Here is a 15925-nt window from a genome sequence, read left to right as displayed (position 1 = left end):
TGGGCGTGATTATTCATAATCATCATCGCCGCCCCATGGGTCTTCGGCCAAATCGCTAAAGCGTGTAATCCGCGCTTCAAATTTCAACCGCACTTTACCCGTTGCGCCATGACGTTGTTTGGCAACGATAAGCTCGGATATGCCATGCACCCTTTCCATCGTGGCGCGCCATTCATTATAGGCCGCCTCATTTTCCGCTGGTGGTTCTTTGGCCGCTTCATAATAATCCTGACGATATACAAACCACACCATATCAGCGTCCTGTTCAATCGAACCGGATTCGCGCAAATCGGACAGCATGGGGCGTTTATCCTCGCGTTGTTCCACCGCACGGCTTAACTGGGACAAAGCGATAACCGGCACGCTTAATTCCTTGGCCAATGTTTTAAGGCCCCGGCTAATTTCCGAAATTTCATTAACGCGGTTGTCGGAACTACGTCCCGAACCTTGCAAAAGCTGAAGATAGTCAACCACGATTAAACCAATATCATGCTTACGTTGTAACCGCCGCGCCCGTGTGCGCAGCGCAGCAATGGTCAATCCGGGCGTGTCATCAATATAAAGCGGTAAATCCTGAAGCTCTCGGCTCGCGCGGGATAGGTTGCGAAAATCCTCTTTGCTAATCTTACCCATACGAAGCAATTCAGAGCTTATCCCTGATTGTTCAGCCAAAATACGCGTAGCCAGCTGATCCGCCGACATTTCAAGGCTGAAAAAAGCAACCGCCGCGCCCACTGATTTTGCCGGATCAATATTATCCTCTATATCGCGGACCTTTCGCTGCGCGGCGTTAAACGCAATATTGGTAGCCAGCGATGTTTTACCCATGCCCGGACGTCCGGCAAGGATGATAAGATCGCTATTATGCAGGCCGCCAATTTTTTCATTCACACTGGTTAAACCCGTGGTCGTGCCGGATAAATGCCCACCAGACGACAGCGCCTTTTCCACATTGCGAATTGCCTCCGCCGACGCCATGACAAATGATTTGGTCGAACCTGCCTCGCTATCGCCATCGGCCACGCGGTATAAAGCCGCCTCTGCATCCTCAATCTGTGTTTTAGGGTCAACCGATTCGCTGGTATCCAGCGCATTATTCACCAAATTGCGCCCTACACTGACCAATTCACGCAGCAGCGCCAAATCATATATTTGCCGGGCAAAATCGCGTGCGCCAATTAAACCCGCGCCATCAGCGGTTAATTTAATTAAATATGACGGCCCGCCCAACAATTTCATCCCCTCATCCTGATCGAATAATGGTTTTAATGTCACCGGCGTTACCACCATGCTGCGTTCGGCCAATCGTAAAATCTGTTCAAAGATTCGGGCATGAATTGGTTCAAAAAAATGTTCAGGACGCAGCTGCTGCTCCACCTCCTCCAACACCCGATTATCAATTAAAATCGCGCCTAAAAAGGCGGCCTCCGCCTCAACATTTGCGGGAAGCGCGGTTTCCTCTTGGTCACCATTGGAGAAAATTTTATGTGGTTCAGCCATAAAGTGATTATCCGCTTTTGAACGGTCGATAGCAATAGGTCAGAAATAATATATGGGGATAGCCCTGTGGATAAAGTTAAATTTCCTTCATATACATGTTTGCTCTTGCTCTCCCCCCCACAAACATTAAGGATATGGGATATATTATAAAAAATTCATTATATTTTCACTAATGGGAAGCTGCTAAAGTTCATGTCTAATCGCAAGATTATAAAAGTTGATTTGGACGAAAGCACAATATTGTGGCGCAATGCCGATATTGAACAGGAACGCAGGATTGCGATTTTTGATTTAATCGAAGAAAATTGCTTCACCCCACTGCGTTCGGCGGACCAATATGGCGGACCATATCAATTAATTTTGTCGGTGAATGAAGGGCGGTTAATATGGGATATTCGCCGCGAAGATGGCAGCGAGTTGGAAATGTTGATTTTGGGGTTGGCGCGTTTTCGTCGCCCGATAAGAGAATATTTCGCCATTTGTGACAGCTATTATCAAGCAATTCGTAAATCCAGCGCCTCCGAAATTGAAACAATTGATATGGCGCGACGCGGCATTCATAATCAAGCAGCCGAGGCATTGATTGAAAGATTAGAGGGCAAAATCGATATTGATTTTGATACTGCGCGGCGGTTATTCACCTTAATCTGTGTGTTACATATTAAAAATTAAAGATAATAATCATTATATTTTGGGGCAATAATAGGGGCCATGACAGGCAAAAAAATCATTAAATATACGGTATTTATCGTACTTTTTTGCGCCATTATTTTTTATGGCAGCAAATTTGCCATATCATCATGGACACCGGACAAAATAACTTATCCGGTGCAAGGAATTGCCATTTCGGAAATAAATGGCACGCCAAATTGGCCAGAGGTCGCAACACAAAATGTGGATTTTGCCTATATTTCAGCAAGCTGGGGCAGCGACCATAAGGATAAAAGTTTTGATTATAATTTAAAGGGCGTTAAATCATCTGGCATTCGATATGGCGTGGTGCATCATTTTGATTTATGCCATTTGGCCAGCGACCAAGCGACAATGTTCATCACCACCGTGCCGCGCGATGAACATGCCCTGCCCCCTGCAATCTTCCTTGATTTTGATGAAAAATGCAGCTCGCGCCCTGACCGTTCATTACTGCTTTCAGAAATTTCCACTTTTTTGGGACAGGTTGAAACCCATTTGGACCGATCGGCATTATTATATATTTCCAAAGATTTCGAAAATGAATATCAAATCAGCCAATCGGTTAATCGTGATTTATGGGTGGATAGTTTCTGGTTTTTGCCCAATTATACGCCAAAATCATGGACATTATGGACAGCCAATGCATATGCAGAGGTTGATGGTATTGATGAACCGGTGAAATGGACGCTGTTAAAATGAATGATGAACAACAAAATCAGCTTATCATTGCTGCGAAAAATGCAGCGAAAAATGCCTATGCGCCCTATTCAAATTTTCATGTCGGCGCGTCAATTTTATTGAAAAATGGTGATATTATCACCGGCGCAAATGTCGAAAATGCCAGCTATGGCCTGACCCTATGCGCGGAAACTGTGGCTTTATCAGTGGCGGCCAATAATGGACAATTATCAAATGTTTCGGCGATTGCCGTCATTGGCGGTTTAATAAATGCCGATGGCGAAATGATGTTAAGCGATGACGCCGTCACCCCATGCGGGCGATGCCGCCAAATGATTAAAGAAGCGGCCGATTTATCAAATTATGATATTGATGTGATTTGCATTGGCGCACAAAATAACGAATATTTCACATTATCACAGCTTTTGCCACGGGCATTTGGTCCAAATAACCTTAAATAATAGGAATTTTTCATGTCAATTTTAAGCGACAAATGGATACGCACACAGGCGCAAGAACGGCAAATGATTGAACCATTTGTGGAGGCGCAAAGGCGCGAAGATTGCATATCCTATGGTTTATCATCCTATGGTTATGATGCGCGGGTGGCCGATGAGTTTAAGATTTTTACCAATGTAAATGGCGCCATTGTTGATCCAAAATCATTTGACCCTGACAGCTTTGTTGACCGCAAAACCGATGTTTGCATCATTCCCCCGAACAGCTTTGCCCTTGCCCGCACGGTTGAATATTTCCGTGTGCCCGATGATGTATTGGTCATTTGTTTGGGTAAATCCACCTATGCACGGTGCGGCATTATCGTCAATGTTACCCCACTTGAACCAGGTTGGGAGGGGCATGTAACATTGGAATTTTCCAACACCACCCCCTTGCCGGCCAAAATTTATGCCAATGAAGGGGCATGCCAATTTTTATTCCTAAAGGGCAATGAACGTTGCGAAACCAGCTATGCCGACCGCGCAGGAAAATATATGGGACAAAGGGGCGTGACCTTACCCAAAATTTAGTCTATGTTTTAATCAATCAATTAAAACAAACTTTTTTTGGAGATGAATATGAGCCGCGAATTTGACATCATTATATATGGCGCGACCGGATATACCGGAAGATTGGTCGCAGAATATTTAATCAATAGGTCGAAAACAGGCGGTTTTTCATGGGCGATGGCTGGCCGTAGCGAAACAAAATTGGCCGAGGTGCGCGACGAAATTGGTGCGCCCGCCGACACACCATTTGTGGTGGCCGATGCATCGGATGCAGCATCATTAGACGCCATGGTCAAACGCGCGCGCGTCATCATAACCACCGTTGGCCCATATCAGCTTTATGGCAATGAATTGGTTGCCGCCTGCGCAGCGCATGGCACCGATTATGTAGATTTAAGCGGCGAGCCAGGCTGGATGCGTCAAAAAATTGATACGCATTTGGAAACGGCCCAGAAATCGGGTGCACGTATTGTCTTTTCATGCGGCTTTGATTCCATCCCCTTTGATTTGGGGGTTTATATGCTTCAGGAACATTGCAAATCGGTAGAAGGAAAGCCAGCCCCGCGTATTAAGGGCCGCGTTCGCGCCATGCAGGGCACTTTTTCAGGGGGCACTGCCGCCAGCTTAAAGGCAACAATGGCCGCCGCCGCCAAAGATCCCGTTCTGGTTTCTTATTTAACAAACGCATTGTCACTTGCCCCGGGATTTGATGGTCCGGCACAGCCCGCGGGTAATAAACCCATTTATGATGATGTTTTGAAAAGTTGGAACGCGCCGTTCATAATGGCCGCGATAAACACCAAAAATGTCCACCGCACTAATTTCCTGCTTGACCATGATTATGGCACCGATTTTGTTTATGATGAAATGGTGTTGACCGGCGATGGTGAACAGGGTGAAAAAATTGCCAATCATATGGCAAAAACCCCGACTATGGGCACGGAAAATGACCCTAAACCGGGCGAAGGCCCCAGCAAGGAAGAACGCGAAAATGGATTTTATGACATTTTATTTTTCGCCGAATATCCAAATGGCACCACGCATAGTGTGGGTGTAAAGGGTGACAAAGACCCCGGCTATGGTTCGACCAGCAAAATGATTAGCGAAGCCGCCATTGCATTATTAAGCAGCGATACAAAGGGCGGCATTTGGACGCCAGCCGCCGCATTGGGCCAAGCTTTAATTGATTTATTGCAGGCAAATGCAGGATTGACTTTCACGGTGGAATCTTAAATCCCGCATGCACAAAATGATGCAACTTGTCATTTTGCAAAAATAATAATAGAGGACGGCCATGTTTGGTCGTCTTCTAAAATCGCTTAAAACTGAAAAAACGGTTGTTCCCGCCTCTATACCCGATGGCATGCGCGTTTATGCCATTGGCGATATTCATGGCCGCAATGATTTATTAGTCATATTATTGGATATGATTAAACAGGATATGGCATCCGCGCCAAATTTACAGCATCATATTATTTTTTTGGGTGATTTGGTGGACAGGGGCGATAGCAGCGCCGATGTTATTGATACTTGTATAAACCTGCAAAAATCTGAAAAAAATGCGCGCTTCATTGCGGGTAATCATGAGGAAGTTTTTGTCAAAGCATATCGCAAGGGTGATGCAAAGACATTGCGTTTTTTCTTGCGTATTGGGGGGAAGGAGACGCTGCTTTCCTATCCGATTAGCAAGGCCGAATTCATGTCCCTTGATTATGAGGAACTGGCCGACCGTATCAAAACCCTAATCCCCGAAGAACATATTATATTTATGGAAAATTTCGAGGATATGATTGTCATTGGCGATTATGCCTTTGTCCATGCAGGTGTGCGTGAAGATAGGCCGTTACAGGACCAAAAAACAAGCGACCTTAGATGGATAAGGGAGGATTTCCTGTCATATCAGGGGAATTATGAGAAAAAAATAATCTATGGCCACACAATTTATGATGATGTGGAGGAAGGCCATGCGCGTATCGGCATTGATACCGGCGCGTATAAAAGCGGGATATTAACCGCAATTGTGTTGGAAGGCAGCACCAGCCATTATTTACAAACCGGCAAATAAATGCCCTTTATAAAATCTCAACACATAACAGGCAGTGGGCGATTATCCTTCAATCACCCCATATAAATCATGCTCGTCCGCATCCTCAATTTCAACCATCGCAAAATCACCAATTTTCACATGGTCGGGCACATCACGCAGCAGCACATTACCGTCAATTTCCGGTGCATCCGCCTGTGACCGTGCGGTTGCGCCGCGCATGCCATCTTCGTCCGCATCGCCAATATCATCAATGATGACCTGTAAAGTGCGGCCAATTTTTGCCTGTAATTTTGCCGCGCTAATCGCGGCAGTTTTTTCCATGATACGGGCGTAACGTTCTTCCTTTACCTCTTCGGGCACAGGATTTGGCAAGGCATTGGCCGCCGCCCCTTCAACAGGTTCAAAACGGAATGCACCCACACGGTCCAATTGTGCTTCATCCAACCAATCCAATAAATATTGAAAATCTTCCTCTGTTTCGCCAGGAAAGCCAACGACAAAGGTTGAACGGATGGTTATGTCGGGGCAAATATCGCGCCAATTATGAATGCGTTGCAGCACCTTTGCTTCATTTGCCGGACGCTTCATCAATTTCAACACCGACGGGGCGGCATGTTGAAAGGGAATGTCCAAATATGGCGTCAACAATCCATCGGCCATTAACGGGATGACATGATCAACATGCGGATATGGATAAACATAGTGCAGGCGCACCCATGGCTGCTGTCCATCAATTGTGCGTAATTGCCCCAATTGCGCGGCAAGGTCGGTCATATGGGTGCGAACATCCTGCCCCTTCCACTGGCGACTTTCATGGCGCACATCCACACCATAGGCCGATGTATCCTGACTAATCACCAATAATTCTTTTGTTCCGGCGGCAAGCAACTTTTCACCCTCACGCAATACTGCATCAATTCGGCGCGACACCAAATCACCGCGTAATGAAGGAATGATGCAAAATGCACAGCGGTGATTGCATCCTTCGGAAATTTTTAAATAGCTATAATGGCGCGGGGTTAATTTCAAACCGCCTTCTGGCACCAAATCAATAAATGCACCACGCGCGGGCGGTGCGGCGTCATGCACGGCATTGACCACATCTTCATATTGGGCCGCGCCCGTAATCGCCAAAATATCGGGATATTTGCTGCGGATAAGATCTGCCTCATTACCCATGCATCCCGTGACTATCACTCGGCCATTTTCGGCCATCGCGTCGCCAATGGCGTCTAGGCTTTCTTCTTTTGCGCTATCTAAAAATCCGCAAGTATTGACCAATACGACATCCGCACCCGCATAATCCGCCGACAGTGAATAACCGTCAGAGCGTAATTTGGTTAAAATCCTTTCGCTATCAACCAATGCCTTGGGACAGCCGAGGGACACCATGCCTATTTTGGGCGCTTGTTCAATCTGTTTGACCATGATGCGCGGGCATTATTCCATTTATGGCGCGGAGTCACGCACGAAAAATTTGTTCAACGTGCATATTTACGATATAATTGGAATATTAAGGGGGAGAATATATATGGCAAATGCAAATTTCTTAGCAATTTTTGTTGCTGCATTAAGCGGATTTATGGTCGGCGGCCTGTGGTATGGGCCAATTTTTGGCAAGACATGGATGGCCGAACATGGCTTTACCGAAGATAGCATTAAAGAAACAAATATGGCCAAATTATATGGCAGCGTATTTTTGCTATCCTTAATTTCTGCATTTTTTCTGGGCCATATGCTGGCACATTTTAATCCAGATTTCACCCGCACCATGATGATTTCAACCGGCATTGGCGCGGCATTTGTGGGCACAGCCATTGGCACAAATTATTTATTCAGCCAAAAATCGCTAAAATTATTTCTAATCGATGCAGGATATTGGATGTGCTTTTATGCTGCCATGGGCGCGATATTCTATCTTTTCGGCAGTTAAATAATCAACATGAAAGGCTTAAATAATAGGGTTTAAGCCTTTTTTTCCTTTAACCACGGCCAGCGACGATTTTTTGGCTGATCCGAAACCCCATTTTTTTCGTCAAGCAAGCTGGGTATGATTTCAACTATCATATCGCCGTCCATCATATTTTGTGCCGGTTCTTCCCAATAACCATATGCTTTATTATCGCGGTATAAACGCACCCCAACGCCGGAGGAAAGCCCGCGAAGCGGCCTGCCCACTTCTTCTGGTTTGACGCTGCGTTCAGACAACATCACCTTGCCCGAAACAGAGGCAAGATCGGAAATATAATCCGAAATATGCAGCCCATGGCAAGATCCCGCCAATAATAAGCCCGCAAAATTTACAGGATTGATGACATTATTTGCCCCCGCCTGACGTGCCAATAATTCATTATCGGTCGAACGGATAACCACTGAAATGGGCATATCTGGATTTAAATGCCTGATGGTCAAAACGATTAAGATTGACGTGTCATCACGGCCCGCAGAAACAATTGCCGTTGCCGCCTTATCAATATTTACATTGACCAAAGTATCATCATTGGATGCATCGGCATTTAAAACAAAACACCCAACTGCCTCTGCCTTGGCCAATGATGCATCATTGGTGTCAATAACCACAATGTCACCCGGATTTTGCCCGCGTGCAATCAACTCTTTCACCGCTTCGGACCCGCTGACCCCATATCCCAAAACAACAATATGATTGCGAAGCGATTTTTGATGTAATTTCATGCGCCATTTATCCCATGTTCGTTTCAGCACGAAATTATACGCCGTGCCCAAAAATATTAAAACTACAAAAACCCGAATTGGGGTCACGACCAATGCGTCAAACATCCGCGCCCGTTCGGTAACCGGGGCAATATCCCCATATCCGGTTGTGGTGATGGATATCATTGTGAAATAAATAACATCCAAAAAGCTGACATCACCGTCATATGTGTCGCGCAGCCCCTCCCTATCGAACCAATGCACGGCAACTGCCATGCCAACCAATGAAAGAACAAATAAAACACGCATCAAAATATCGGCCCAAATGGGCAAACCCGATTTGCGCCTTAACGTGGCATATTCACTATAAATATTGGAGTTATTCTTCATATTTTTGGCAATTTTCCAATTGGGTCAATTGGCACTCTATCTTTACGAATTTCAAAATGCAATTGCGGCGCGCCAACATATCCGGTTGAACCAACATTGCCCAATATATCTCCGGCGGATAAACGATCGCCCCTATTTACCGAAATTTGGCCCAAATGGCCATAGGCGGTGACATAACCCGACCCATGATCCACAAGGACAAGCCCGCCAAATACGGCAATTTCATTTCCCGCATATACAACTGTGCCGGGCGCGGCGACGGCGATTTTTGTACCCGCAGCTGCGCCAATATTTATGCCATCATTGACTTTACCGCCGCCCTTGCTGCCGAAACTGGCCAATAATTCACCCCTTAACGGCCATGTAAATAAACCAGTGAAGCTGGCCGGTTTTGCAACGGGCGTGGCCAATGACACATTATTTTTGGGCGTGGAGGGTTCATAATCAACGCTGGCCGCCTCGCCGCCTGTAACAATATCATCAATATTTATATTAAATGCATTGGCGCGTTGTTCGGGGCTTAAATCATCTGAATTCCCATTCCCCAATGCGGCCATATTTGGCAATTTTAATCTTTGCCCAATACGCAGTGAAAATGGTTCTTGCAAATTATTCATCGCCACAATGTCGGCCCATTTCACCCCATATGCCCGCGCAATGGCAATGCCGGTTTCGCCGCTATTTACGCGGTGATAAGTGCCCGCAGGGATTTGCAGCCTTTGGCCAATTTTCAAAATATATGGCATGGTTAAATCATTGGCGGCGGCAATATCGGCAAATGATGCGCCGGTCTTTGCCTCCACGGCATATAGGCCGTCTCCCGCCTGCACGATATAAATAGAGGCGGGAACTATTTTTGCATTTTTATTCACTTGATTGGGATTAAAATTGGGCTGCACCGATGCGCCCAAATCTGGCCGTTCATAGATTTCTTCTGTTTTTAATATGGGGGCGGTATTGCCCGCACCCTTATTTTGAGAAGAAGGTGCAGGGATGCGCGAATCCCCCTTTCCCATGGGAATACATCCCGGCAATGTTAAAATACCCGCCGATAAACATAACAGAAAAGAGCTGCGATTTTTTATATTGGCAAACAATATTTTACCCCCTGCATAAATGATAATGCCTATTCAACATAGGTTTAGCAGTTTCACCAATATTTATCGAGAATATTTGCAATATTTTACTTTGCGCCAAATAAAATCCGGCTTTTTGACGTAAAATAAATTATATTTTGCTTAATGCCATCGCTTAATTAAATGCTTAACACATTAAATGCTTAACACTGAAAAGCATTAACCCTGAAAAGCCTTTGACAATGCGTCAAGCGAGTCATTATGCGTCAAATCCAATTGCAATGGCGTGACCGAAATATAGCCATCGTCAATCGCCTCTAAATCTGTATTATGATCGGGCGAATGTTCCATCCCGTGCAGGCCAAACCAATAATAATCAAATCCGCGTGGATCACGCCCCGGCACAATTGCTGCGCGTCCATAATCATGAAAGCCTTGCCGTACCACCTTGACGCCCTTTACTTCATCGGGTGAAAGCGGCGGAAAATTAACATTGACCAAGGTCCGATCCGGAAATTTATGGGTGATGATTTTTTTCACCACATCCGCTCCGAACCGCAGCGCAGCATCAAATGACACCCCATCGCCAATGCTTTCCTTTGAATAAACCTGGCTAAGCGCAATTGATCGCACGCCCGCCAATGTTCCTTCCATCGCGGCGGCGACTGTGCCGGAATATGTAATATCATCGCCCAAATTGGCCCCGCGATTAACCCCAGATAAAATTAAATCAGGTCGGAAATCCTCCATTATCTTGCCCAATCCTAACATCACGCTGTCGGTGGGCGTTCCGGTAACCGAAAATCTTTTTTCACCATGTTTGCGGATACGAATGGGGCGGGTCAGGGTCAGGCTATGCCCTGCGCCGCTATTCTCCTCTGCTGGTGCAATGACCCAAATATCATCGGAAAGCTGCGCTGCAATTTTTTCCAAAATGGCAAGGCCTGGTGCATTTATGCCATCATCATTGGTCAACATAATCCGCATCGTCATTCTTTCTGTTTATATTGGGTCTATAAAATTAAGCGGCTGGCTCTAAACGGGTGATACCGCCCATATATGGCAGTAATATTTCGGGAATCATGACACTGCCATCGGCCTGTTGATAATTTTCAATCACCGCCACCAATGTGCGCCCAACTGCCAAACCAGACCCATTTAATGTATGCACAAATTTAGTCGATTTTTCGCCCACGGGGCGATAACGGCTGTTCATCCGGCGCCCCTGAAAATCGCCGCAATTGGAACAGCTTGAAATTTCCCGATATTGCCCCTGTCCCGGCAACCAAACCTCTAAATCATATGTTTTGCGCGCGGTTGCGCCCATATCACCGGTGCATAATAGCATTTTGCGATAGGGTAATTTTAATGCCTGTAATACCGATTCCGCTGCACCAGTCATGCGCTCATGCTCATCCTCGCTTTGTTCTGGCGTGGTTATGCTGACCAATTCAACCTTTTCAAATTGATGCTGCCTAATCAATCCTTTGGTATCACGGCCAGCAGATCCGGCCTCGCTACGAAAACAGGGGGTCAGCGCGGTAATGCGAATGGGAAGCTGTTCCACATCCAAAATTTGTTCCCGCACACTATTGGTTAATGAAACCTCCGCAGTGGGAATTAACCAACGGCCATCGGTGGTTTGAAATGAATCTTCGCCAAATTTTGGCAATTGTCCGGTGCCAAATAATGCCTCATCACGAACCATATAGGGCGTGGCGCATTCGCCATAGCCAAATTGCTCCGTTTGGTGATCAAGCATATATTGACCCAATGCACGGTTAAGCCGCGCCATCGCCCCGCGCATAAAGGTGAAACGCGCACCCGAAAGCAGCGCACCAGTTTCAAAATCAAGGCCCAATGCAGGGCCAATATCGGCATGGTCGCGCGGTTCAAAATCAAATGACGGTAAATCACCCCAACGGTAAAGTTCCTGATTATCCGCCTCATCACTGCCATTGGGGACATCTTGCGCGGGCAGGTTCGGCAATGCTGCCATGATGGATTTTAACTGACTGCTCAGCTCCCCCTCTTGGACCTCTAATTCGGGCAGCTTATTTTTAATCTCACCCACTTCTGCCTTTAATGCCTCGGCCAGATCCTTATCACCCTTGCCCATTGCCGCGCCAATTTGTTTTGACGCATCATTGCGCTTGGCCTGCATTTCTTGAACTTGCACCTTTAAGGCGCGAAGCTTTTGATCAATTTCCAATATTTTATCGGCAATTGGCTCTGCACCCCGGCGTGCCAATTCGGCATCAAATTGGGACGGATTATCTCTAATTATATTTATATCATGCATAATGATGGGCTATGCCGTTTTGGCATATTTTTCGCAAGTTCATTATTTGAAATGGTAAAAATTACCGCAATTTTCGTCATGTAAATATGACCTATTGCCTGATATGTATAAAGGAATAAAAAAGGGCGACCCGATGGACCGCCCTTCTCTCCCCCCTGAAATTTATATTATAGCTTATTTTGCCTCGTGCTGCACCTTGCGGCGGCGGGCAAATAATGCCGCTGCGGCCGCGCCAAATAACAACACCATTGGCGGCGCAGGAACATCAGTTCCGCCATTTGAACCGCCGCTTGATCCACCCGAAGAGCTGGATGATGAGCTGCTGCTTGATGAAGAGCTGCTTGAGCTGCTGCCGCCAGTAGAACTGCCGCCAGTGGAGCTACCGCCACTTGACGATGATGAGCTGCTGCTTGACGATGATGACGAACCGCTGCTGCCGCTTGATGTCATGCCGCTTGACGTCATGCCGCCAGAGCTTGATGAACTTGACGAGCTAGAGCTTGATGAGCTTGACGAGCTAGATGAGCTGCTGGACGATGATACATTACCGCTAGAGCTGCTCACGCCACCCGTTGATGAGGAAACATTTCCGCTAGACGATGACACATTTCCGCTTGAGCTGCTCACGCCGCCAGTTGAAGATGACACGCCGCCAGTTGAAGATGACACGCCGCCCGTAGAGCTGCTTACACCGCCTGTGGAAGATGATACGCCGCCCGTTGACGAAGAAACACCGCCAGTTGAAGTAGAGCTGCTCACGCCGCCCGTTGATGAGCTGATAGAGCCTGAAGAAGTAGAGCTGCTAATCCCACCGGTTGAAGAAACACTGCCCGAAGAAGTAGAGCTGCTAATTCCGCCAGTGGAAGAAACACCGCCGGAAGAGGTAGAGCTGCTAATCCCGCCAGTTGACGAAGAAGTAGAGGAAATAACCACTGTGCCGCCGCCGCCGCTGCTACCGCCGAAAAATCCGCCAAAGAAACCGCCGCCGCCGCCGGCATATCCGCCTGAACCGCCAATGACGACAGGAATAGAGCCACCGCCGCTAAGATCGGCGCGGCCCTCTGGCCGTGGATAGGGTTGCGGCAAGGGAATGGGAGGCAATGCAATTGGCCCAGGCGCAGCAGCCTGACTTGCCACCCGAATGATGGTGGGCTTACAACTTGCGGTTGTTGTTGTGGTTCTTTTTACCAAACGCACACGTTTCGCCTTACGAACAGGTGCGCCGCGCGCAATTTTACGGGCCTTTACCTTTTTCTTCGCATAGCTAATTTTTTGAACCTGCGCAGGTGCATCATTCATATGCACCGCACCGCCACCAATTAACGCGCCGCCACAGGTGCAAGCACATAATTTCGCAAGAGCCATTTTTACTGACATAATATTCGCCTCATTTCCTTTGCCTGACCAATAAAAACAGGCATTTATAATTTTCGCCTTCGTCAGAACAGGGCTTAACCAAGCCACAAGGTTAAGAAAACGGCAACCAAATTAACCTTCATTTTTGTCTCAAATTGAAATTTTAGACTATATGGGACGTTAGTTTTTAAAAACTGTCCCGATGTGAGACTTCATAAAGCCCAAATCTTTCGATAAAGTGAAAAATCGCCAGATAAATTTCAATAATCACCCTCATGCTATTGCGACTATTTGAATCATTACCAATTACAGCTTGTGCGCATAGTTTACTATGTTTATAGGACCAACATCAAATTGGCGTCTTATTTCCTTTTTAGGACAAATAGTAATGCTGGAGAGGCTCAAAGCATATGAATTCTGCTGATAAAAGCAACGTTAATACAAATAATTATGTGTTAGATGATGAGTATAGCCCCCATCCAGATGAGCCATTTATGAATGAAAGGCAGCTTGCCTTTTTTGCGCATAAATTAAATTTATGGCGCACAGAATTATTAAACGAATCAAAAGAAACCCTGTCCCAATTACAGGTTGGCCCGATTAAAGAGGCCGATTTAAACGACCGCGCATCAAGCGAGAGTGATTGGGGTTTGGAACTGCGTACCCGTGATCGCCAACGTAAATTGGTGGCAAAAATTGATGCCGCCCTTCGCCGGATTGAAAATGGCGAATTTGGATATTGTGTGGTCACTGGTGAGCCAATTTCTCTGGCCCGATTAAAGGCGCGCCCCATTGCCACAATGACATTGGAGGCACAGGAAAAACATGAACGGCGTGAGCGTATTTCACGCGACAATTAATATATAATTTGCTGCTATTTATTCATTAAATGAACGTTATGTACGGCTGTAATATGCGGCCAAAAACAAAATGTAAAATTTCTTAAAAAATATGGGTGCTTCGCCCCAAATGTTAACTATTTAGCTACGATATCTCCTTATAAGAACGAACAGATAACATAAAATTTGTTCATATAAGGTAGTTAACAGTGATTCCAGAAAAACCAAATTTTGGCGGCGCAAGTACAATTCCAGCTGGTCAAAGGGTTTCAGGACGTGATAGCATGTTCCTGCAGGCGAAACTGCGTTTCGTTAATGGCGGGAGCGAGGGTATTATCCGTGTACGCAATATTTCAGAAGGCGGCATGATGGCCGAAGCGCCAATTCAGGCAGCGCGCGGCGAAATGATTGAAATTGAATTGCGCAATATTGGCGTTGTTCCAGGCAAAATTGCTTGGGTTGCCGAAGGACGGGTTGGGATTTCATTTGATTATCAAATTGATCCCAAATTAACCCGCCATTCGGTTGCCGAAAATAATTCAGACATTCCTGATTATTTGCGCCGTATCACACAAAAATCAAATGGTATAACAAGGCGCTGAGAACAGCCCACCGAAATTTTAATCCAAATGATAAATATCAACGGGCACTTTTAATTTCGAGAAAAGCTGCCCAATCGGCCTATCGGATTTAGAACCAGCCTCTATTGCCTCTTCCAATAATGACCGTTTCGCCGCGCCCGAAATGCTTAACAAACATGTTCTTGCTTCACATATTGCCGATGCCGTCAATGTTACACGATCGACTTCCACACCCTTGGGCATAGGGTCAGGCCGCACACCAATGGCACGCTGCGCCGCATCGCCATTTAACGCCGCCTCCATATCGGGGCCTGGAAAGATAGAGGCAAAATGTCCATCTTCACCCATGCCCAGCCAGCATAAATCGAGCGGCCAATGTAAATCCATCAAACGGGCATTGGCAGCATTACCTGCCAAATGATAATCCTCTGCATCGCTGTTCAATGGTAAAACCCGTGCGCCCAGCGGCAGGAATATTTTGGCGATTTTGGCAATATTGGACAATGGATTGTCCACCGCGACCAATCGTTCATCGGTTGGAATGATGGTAACATTTTTCCACCGAATATTGGACGCAGCCAATGCCTCATAAACCGGAATAGGGGTCGAACCGCCGGGAAAAGCGACAAGGGCCTGTCCCCGCGCATCCAATGCACTTTCGATAATGAAGCTGATGTCACCTGCAATCGCGCCGACAAATTCTTTCTTATCTTCAAATTCCCACCATTCAATCTCTGTCATAAATTACTTCCAAAAAAATATTATATATTGGAGGCGTTATAA

The 15925-nt window shown here is 46.4% G+C and carries 17 protein-coding genes; 9 read left to right on the top strand and 8 right to left on the bottom strand.

The features are described 5' to 3' along the window. Positions 1–9: 9 nt before the first annotated feature. Positions 10–1500 (bottom strand): replicative DNA helicase, encoded by a 1491-nt coding sequence (locus LPB140_RS05630; protein WP_072559008.1) that lies wholly within the window; start codon positions 1498–1500, stop codon positions 10–12. 192 nt (positions 1501–1692) lie between these two features. Here LPB140_RS05630 and LPB140_RS05625 point away from each other — a divergent pair, with 192 nt between their 5' ends. The 6 genes from LPB140_RS05625 (at position 1693) to LPB140_RS05600 (ending at position 5943) form a co-directional block, all read left to right on the top strand. Continuing rightward, positions 1693–2172 (top strand): UPF0262 family protein, encoded by a 480-nt coding sequence (locus LPB140_RS05625; protein WP_072559007.1) that lies wholly within the window; start codon positions 1693–1695, stop codon positions 2170–2172. Between the two features lie 39 nt (positions 2173–2211). Beyond that, positions 2212–2892 (top strand): GH25 family lysozyme, encoded by a 681-nt coding sequence (locus LPB140_RS05620; protein ID WP_072559006.1) that lies wholly within the window; start codon positions 2212–2214, stop codon positions 2890–2892. After that, positions 2889–3332 (top strand): cytidine deaminase, encoded by a 444-nt coding sequence (locus LPB140_RS05615; RefSeq protein WP_072559005.1) that lies wholly within the window; start codon positions 2889–2891, stop codon positions 3330–3332. Before LPB140_RS05620 ends, LPB140_RS05615 begins: the two co-directional genes overlap by 4 nt. A gap of 12 nt (positions 3333–3344) precedes the next feature. Continuing rightward, positions 3345–3899 (top strand): dCTP deaminase, encoded by a 555-nt coding sequence (gene dcd / locus LPB140_RS05610; protein ID WP_072559004.1) that lies wholly within the window; start codon positions 3345–3347, stop codon positions 3897–3899. 48 nt (positions 3900–3947) lie between these two features. Beyond that, positions 3948–5111, top strand: coding sequence for a saccharopine dehydrogenase family protein (locus tag LPB140_RS05605; RefSeq protein ID WP_072559003.1), 1164 nt, complete (start codon positions 3948–3950; stop codon positions 5109–5111). Positions 5112–5172: 61 nt separating this feature from the next. Further along, positions 5173–5943 carry a metallophosphoesterase gene (locus LPB140_RS05600; RefSeq protein ID WP_072559002.1) on the top strand — a complete coding sequence of 257 codons (771 nt, stop codon included), beginning with the start codon at positions 5173–5175 and terminating at the stop codon, positions 5941–5943. 42 nt (positions 5944–5985) lie between these two features. Here the strand turns inward: LPB140_RS05600 and rimO are convergent, their stop codons facing one another. Beyond that, positions 5986–7353 carry a 30S ribosomal protein S12 methylthiotransferase RimO gene (rimO, locus tag LPB140_RS05595; RefSeq protein ID WP_072559001.1) on the bottom strand — a complete coding sequence of 456 codons (1368 nt, stop codon included), beginning with the start codon at positions 7351–7353 and terminating at the stop codon, positions 5986–5988. A gap of 103 nt (positions 7354–7456) precedes the next feature. Between rimO and LPB140_RS05590 the strand changes: the two genes are divergently transcribed. After that, positions 7457–7858 carry a DUF1761 domain-containing protein gene (locus LPB140_RS05590; RefSeq protein WP_072560493.1) on the top strand — a complete coding sequence of 134 codons (402 nt, stop codon included), beginning with the start codon at positions 7457–7459 and terminating at the stop codon, positions 7856–7858. 32 nt (positions 7859–7890) lie between these two features. On the opposite strand, the gene LPB140_RS05585 is transcribed toward LPB140_RS05590, so the two are convergent. The 5 genes from LPB140_RS05585 to LPB140_RS12330 form a co-directional block, all read right to left on the bottom strand. Further along, on the bottom strand, positions 7891–8988 hold the full coding sequence (locus tag LPB140_RS05585; RefSeq protein WP_072559000.1) for a potassium channel family protein: 1098 nt from the start codon (positions 8986–8988) through the stop codon (positions 7891–7893). Then, positions 8985–10085 carry a M23 family metallopeptidase gene (locus tag LPB140_RS05580; protein WP_083550067.1) on the bottom strand — a complete coding sequence of 367 codons (1101 nt, stop codon included), beginning with the start codon at positions 10083–10085 and terminating at the stop codon, positions 8985–8987. Before LPB140_RS05580 ends, LPB140_RS05585 begins: the two co-directional genes overlap by 4 nt. 198 nt (positions 10086–10283) lie before the next feature. Next, entirely contained in the window at positions 10284–11051 is a 768-nt protein-coding gene (surE, locus tag LPB140_RS05575; protein WP_072560489.1) for a 5'/3'-nucleotidase SurE, read from the bottom strand. Positions 11052–11085: 34 nt separating this feature from the next. Further along, positions 11086–12366 (bottom strand): serine--tRNA ligase, encoded by a 1281-nt coding sequence (serS, locus tag LPB140_RS05570; RefSeq protein ID WP_072558999.1) that lies wholly within the window; start codon positions 12364–12366, stop codon positions 11086–11088. A gap of 174 nt (positions 12367–12540) precedes the next feature. Next, on the bottom strand, positions 12541–13743 hold the full coding sequence (locus LPB140_RS12330; RefSeq protein ID WP_072558998.1) for a hypothetical protein: 1203 nt from the start codon (positions 13741–13743) through the stop codon (positions 12541–12543). A gap of 389 nt (positions 13744–14132) precedes the next feature. On the opposite strand from LPB140_RS12330, the gene dksA reads away from it, so the two are divergent. Together dksA and LPB140_RS05555 are read left to right on the top strand one after the other, a co-directional pair. Then, positions 14133–14582: an RNA polymerase-binding protein DksA gene (dksA, locus tag LPB140_RS05560; RefSeq protein WP_072558997.1), complete on the top strand. Its 450-nt coding sequence runs from the start codon at positions 14133–14135 to the stop codon at positions 14580–14582. A 188-nt stretch (positions 14583–14770) separates the two neighbouring features. Next, positions 14771–15163 carry a PilZ domain-containing protein gene (locus tag LPB140_RS05555; RefSeq protein ID WP_232223466.1) on the top strand — a complete coding sequence of 131 codons (393 nt, stop codon included), beginning with the start codon at positions 14771–14773 and terminating at the stop codon, positions 15161–15163. Positions 15164–15181: 18 nt separating this feature from the next. On the opposite strand, the gene pgl is transcribed toward LPB140_RS05555, so the two are convergent. Then, complete coding sequence (gene pgl / locus LPB140_RS05550) at positions 15182–15883, bottom strand: 6-phosphogluconolactonase (protein ID WP_072558996.1); 702 nt, start codon at positions 15881–15883, stop codon at positions 15182–15184. Positions 15884–15925 lie beyond the last annotated feature (42 nt).

It is taken from the genome of Sphingorhabdus lutea, assembly GCF_001889025.1.
Taxonomy (GTDB): Bacteria; Pseudomonadota; Alphaproteobacteria; order Sphingomonadales; family Sphingomonadaceae; genus Sphingorhabdus_B; species Sphingorhabdus_B lutea.
Note: the sequence above shows the minus strand (reverse complement) of the source record. Positions and strands in the feature narration are given on the sequence as shown.

What these genes read in the sequence shown, in the direction of transcription:
- LPB140_RS05585 (WP_072559000.1), bottom strand. Translation starts at nt 8,988, where the DNA reads ATGAAGAATAACTCCAATATTTATAGTGAATATGCCACGTTAAGGCGC.
- rimO (WP_072559001.1), bottom strand. Translation starts at nt 7,353, where the DNA reads ATGGTCAAACAGATTGAACAAGCGCCCAAAATAGGCATGGTGTCCCTC.
- serS (WP_072558999.1), bottom strand. Translation starts at nt 12,366, where the DNA reads ATGCATGATATAAATATAATTAGAGATAATCCGTCCCAATTTGATGCC.
- LPB140_RS05600 (WP_072559002.1), top strand. Translation starts at nt 5,173, where the DNA reads ATGTTTGGTCGTCTTCTAAAATCGCTTAAAACTGAAAAAACGGTTGTT.
- LPB140_RS05615 (WP_072559005.1), top strand. Translation starts at nt 2,889, where the DNA reads ATGAATGATGAACAACAAAATCAGCTTATCATTGCTGCGAAAAATGCA.
- LPB140_RS12330 (WP_072558998.1), bottom strand. Translation starts at nt 13,743, where the DNA reads ATGTCAGTAAAAATGGCTCTTGCGAAATTATGTGCTTGCACCTGTGGC.
- surE (WP_072560489.1), bottom strand. Translation starts at nt 11,051, where the DNA reads ATGCGGATTATGTTGACCAATGATGATGGCATAAATGCACCAGGCCTT.
- LPB140_RS05625 (WP_072559007.1), top strand. Translation starts at nt 1,693, where the DNA reads ATGTCTAATCGCAAGATTATAAAAGTTGATTTGGACGAAAGCACAATA.
- LPB140_RS05630 (WP_072559008.1), bottom strand. Translation starts at nt 1,500, where the DNA reads ATGGCTGAACCACATAAAATTTTCTCCAATGGTGACCAAGAGGAAACC.
- LPB140_RS05605 (WP_072559003.1), top strand. Translation starts at nt 3,948, where the DNA reads ATGAGCCGCGAATTTGACATCATTATATATGGCGCGACCGGATATACC.
- pgl (WP_072558996.1), bottom strand. Translation starts at nt 15,883, where the DNA reads ATGACAGAGATTGAATGGTGGGAATTTGAAGATAAGAAAGAATTTGTC.
- dcd (WP_072559004.1), top strand. Translation starts at nt 3,345, where the DNA reads ATGTCAATTTTAAGCGACAAATGGATACGCACACAGGCGCAAGAACGG.
- LPB140_RS05620 (WP_072559006.1), top strand. Translation starts at nt 2,212, where the DNA reads ATGACAGGCAAAAAAATCATTAAATATACGGTATTTATCGTACTTTTT.
- LPB140_RS05590 (WP_072560493.1), top strand. Translation starts at nt 7,457, where the DNA reads ATGGCAAATGCAAATTTCTTAGCAATTTTTGTTGCTGCATTAAGCGGA.
- dksA (WP_072558997.1), top strand. Translation starts at nt 14,133, where the DNA reads ATGAATTCTGCTGATAAAAGCAACGTTAATACAAATAATTATGTGTTA.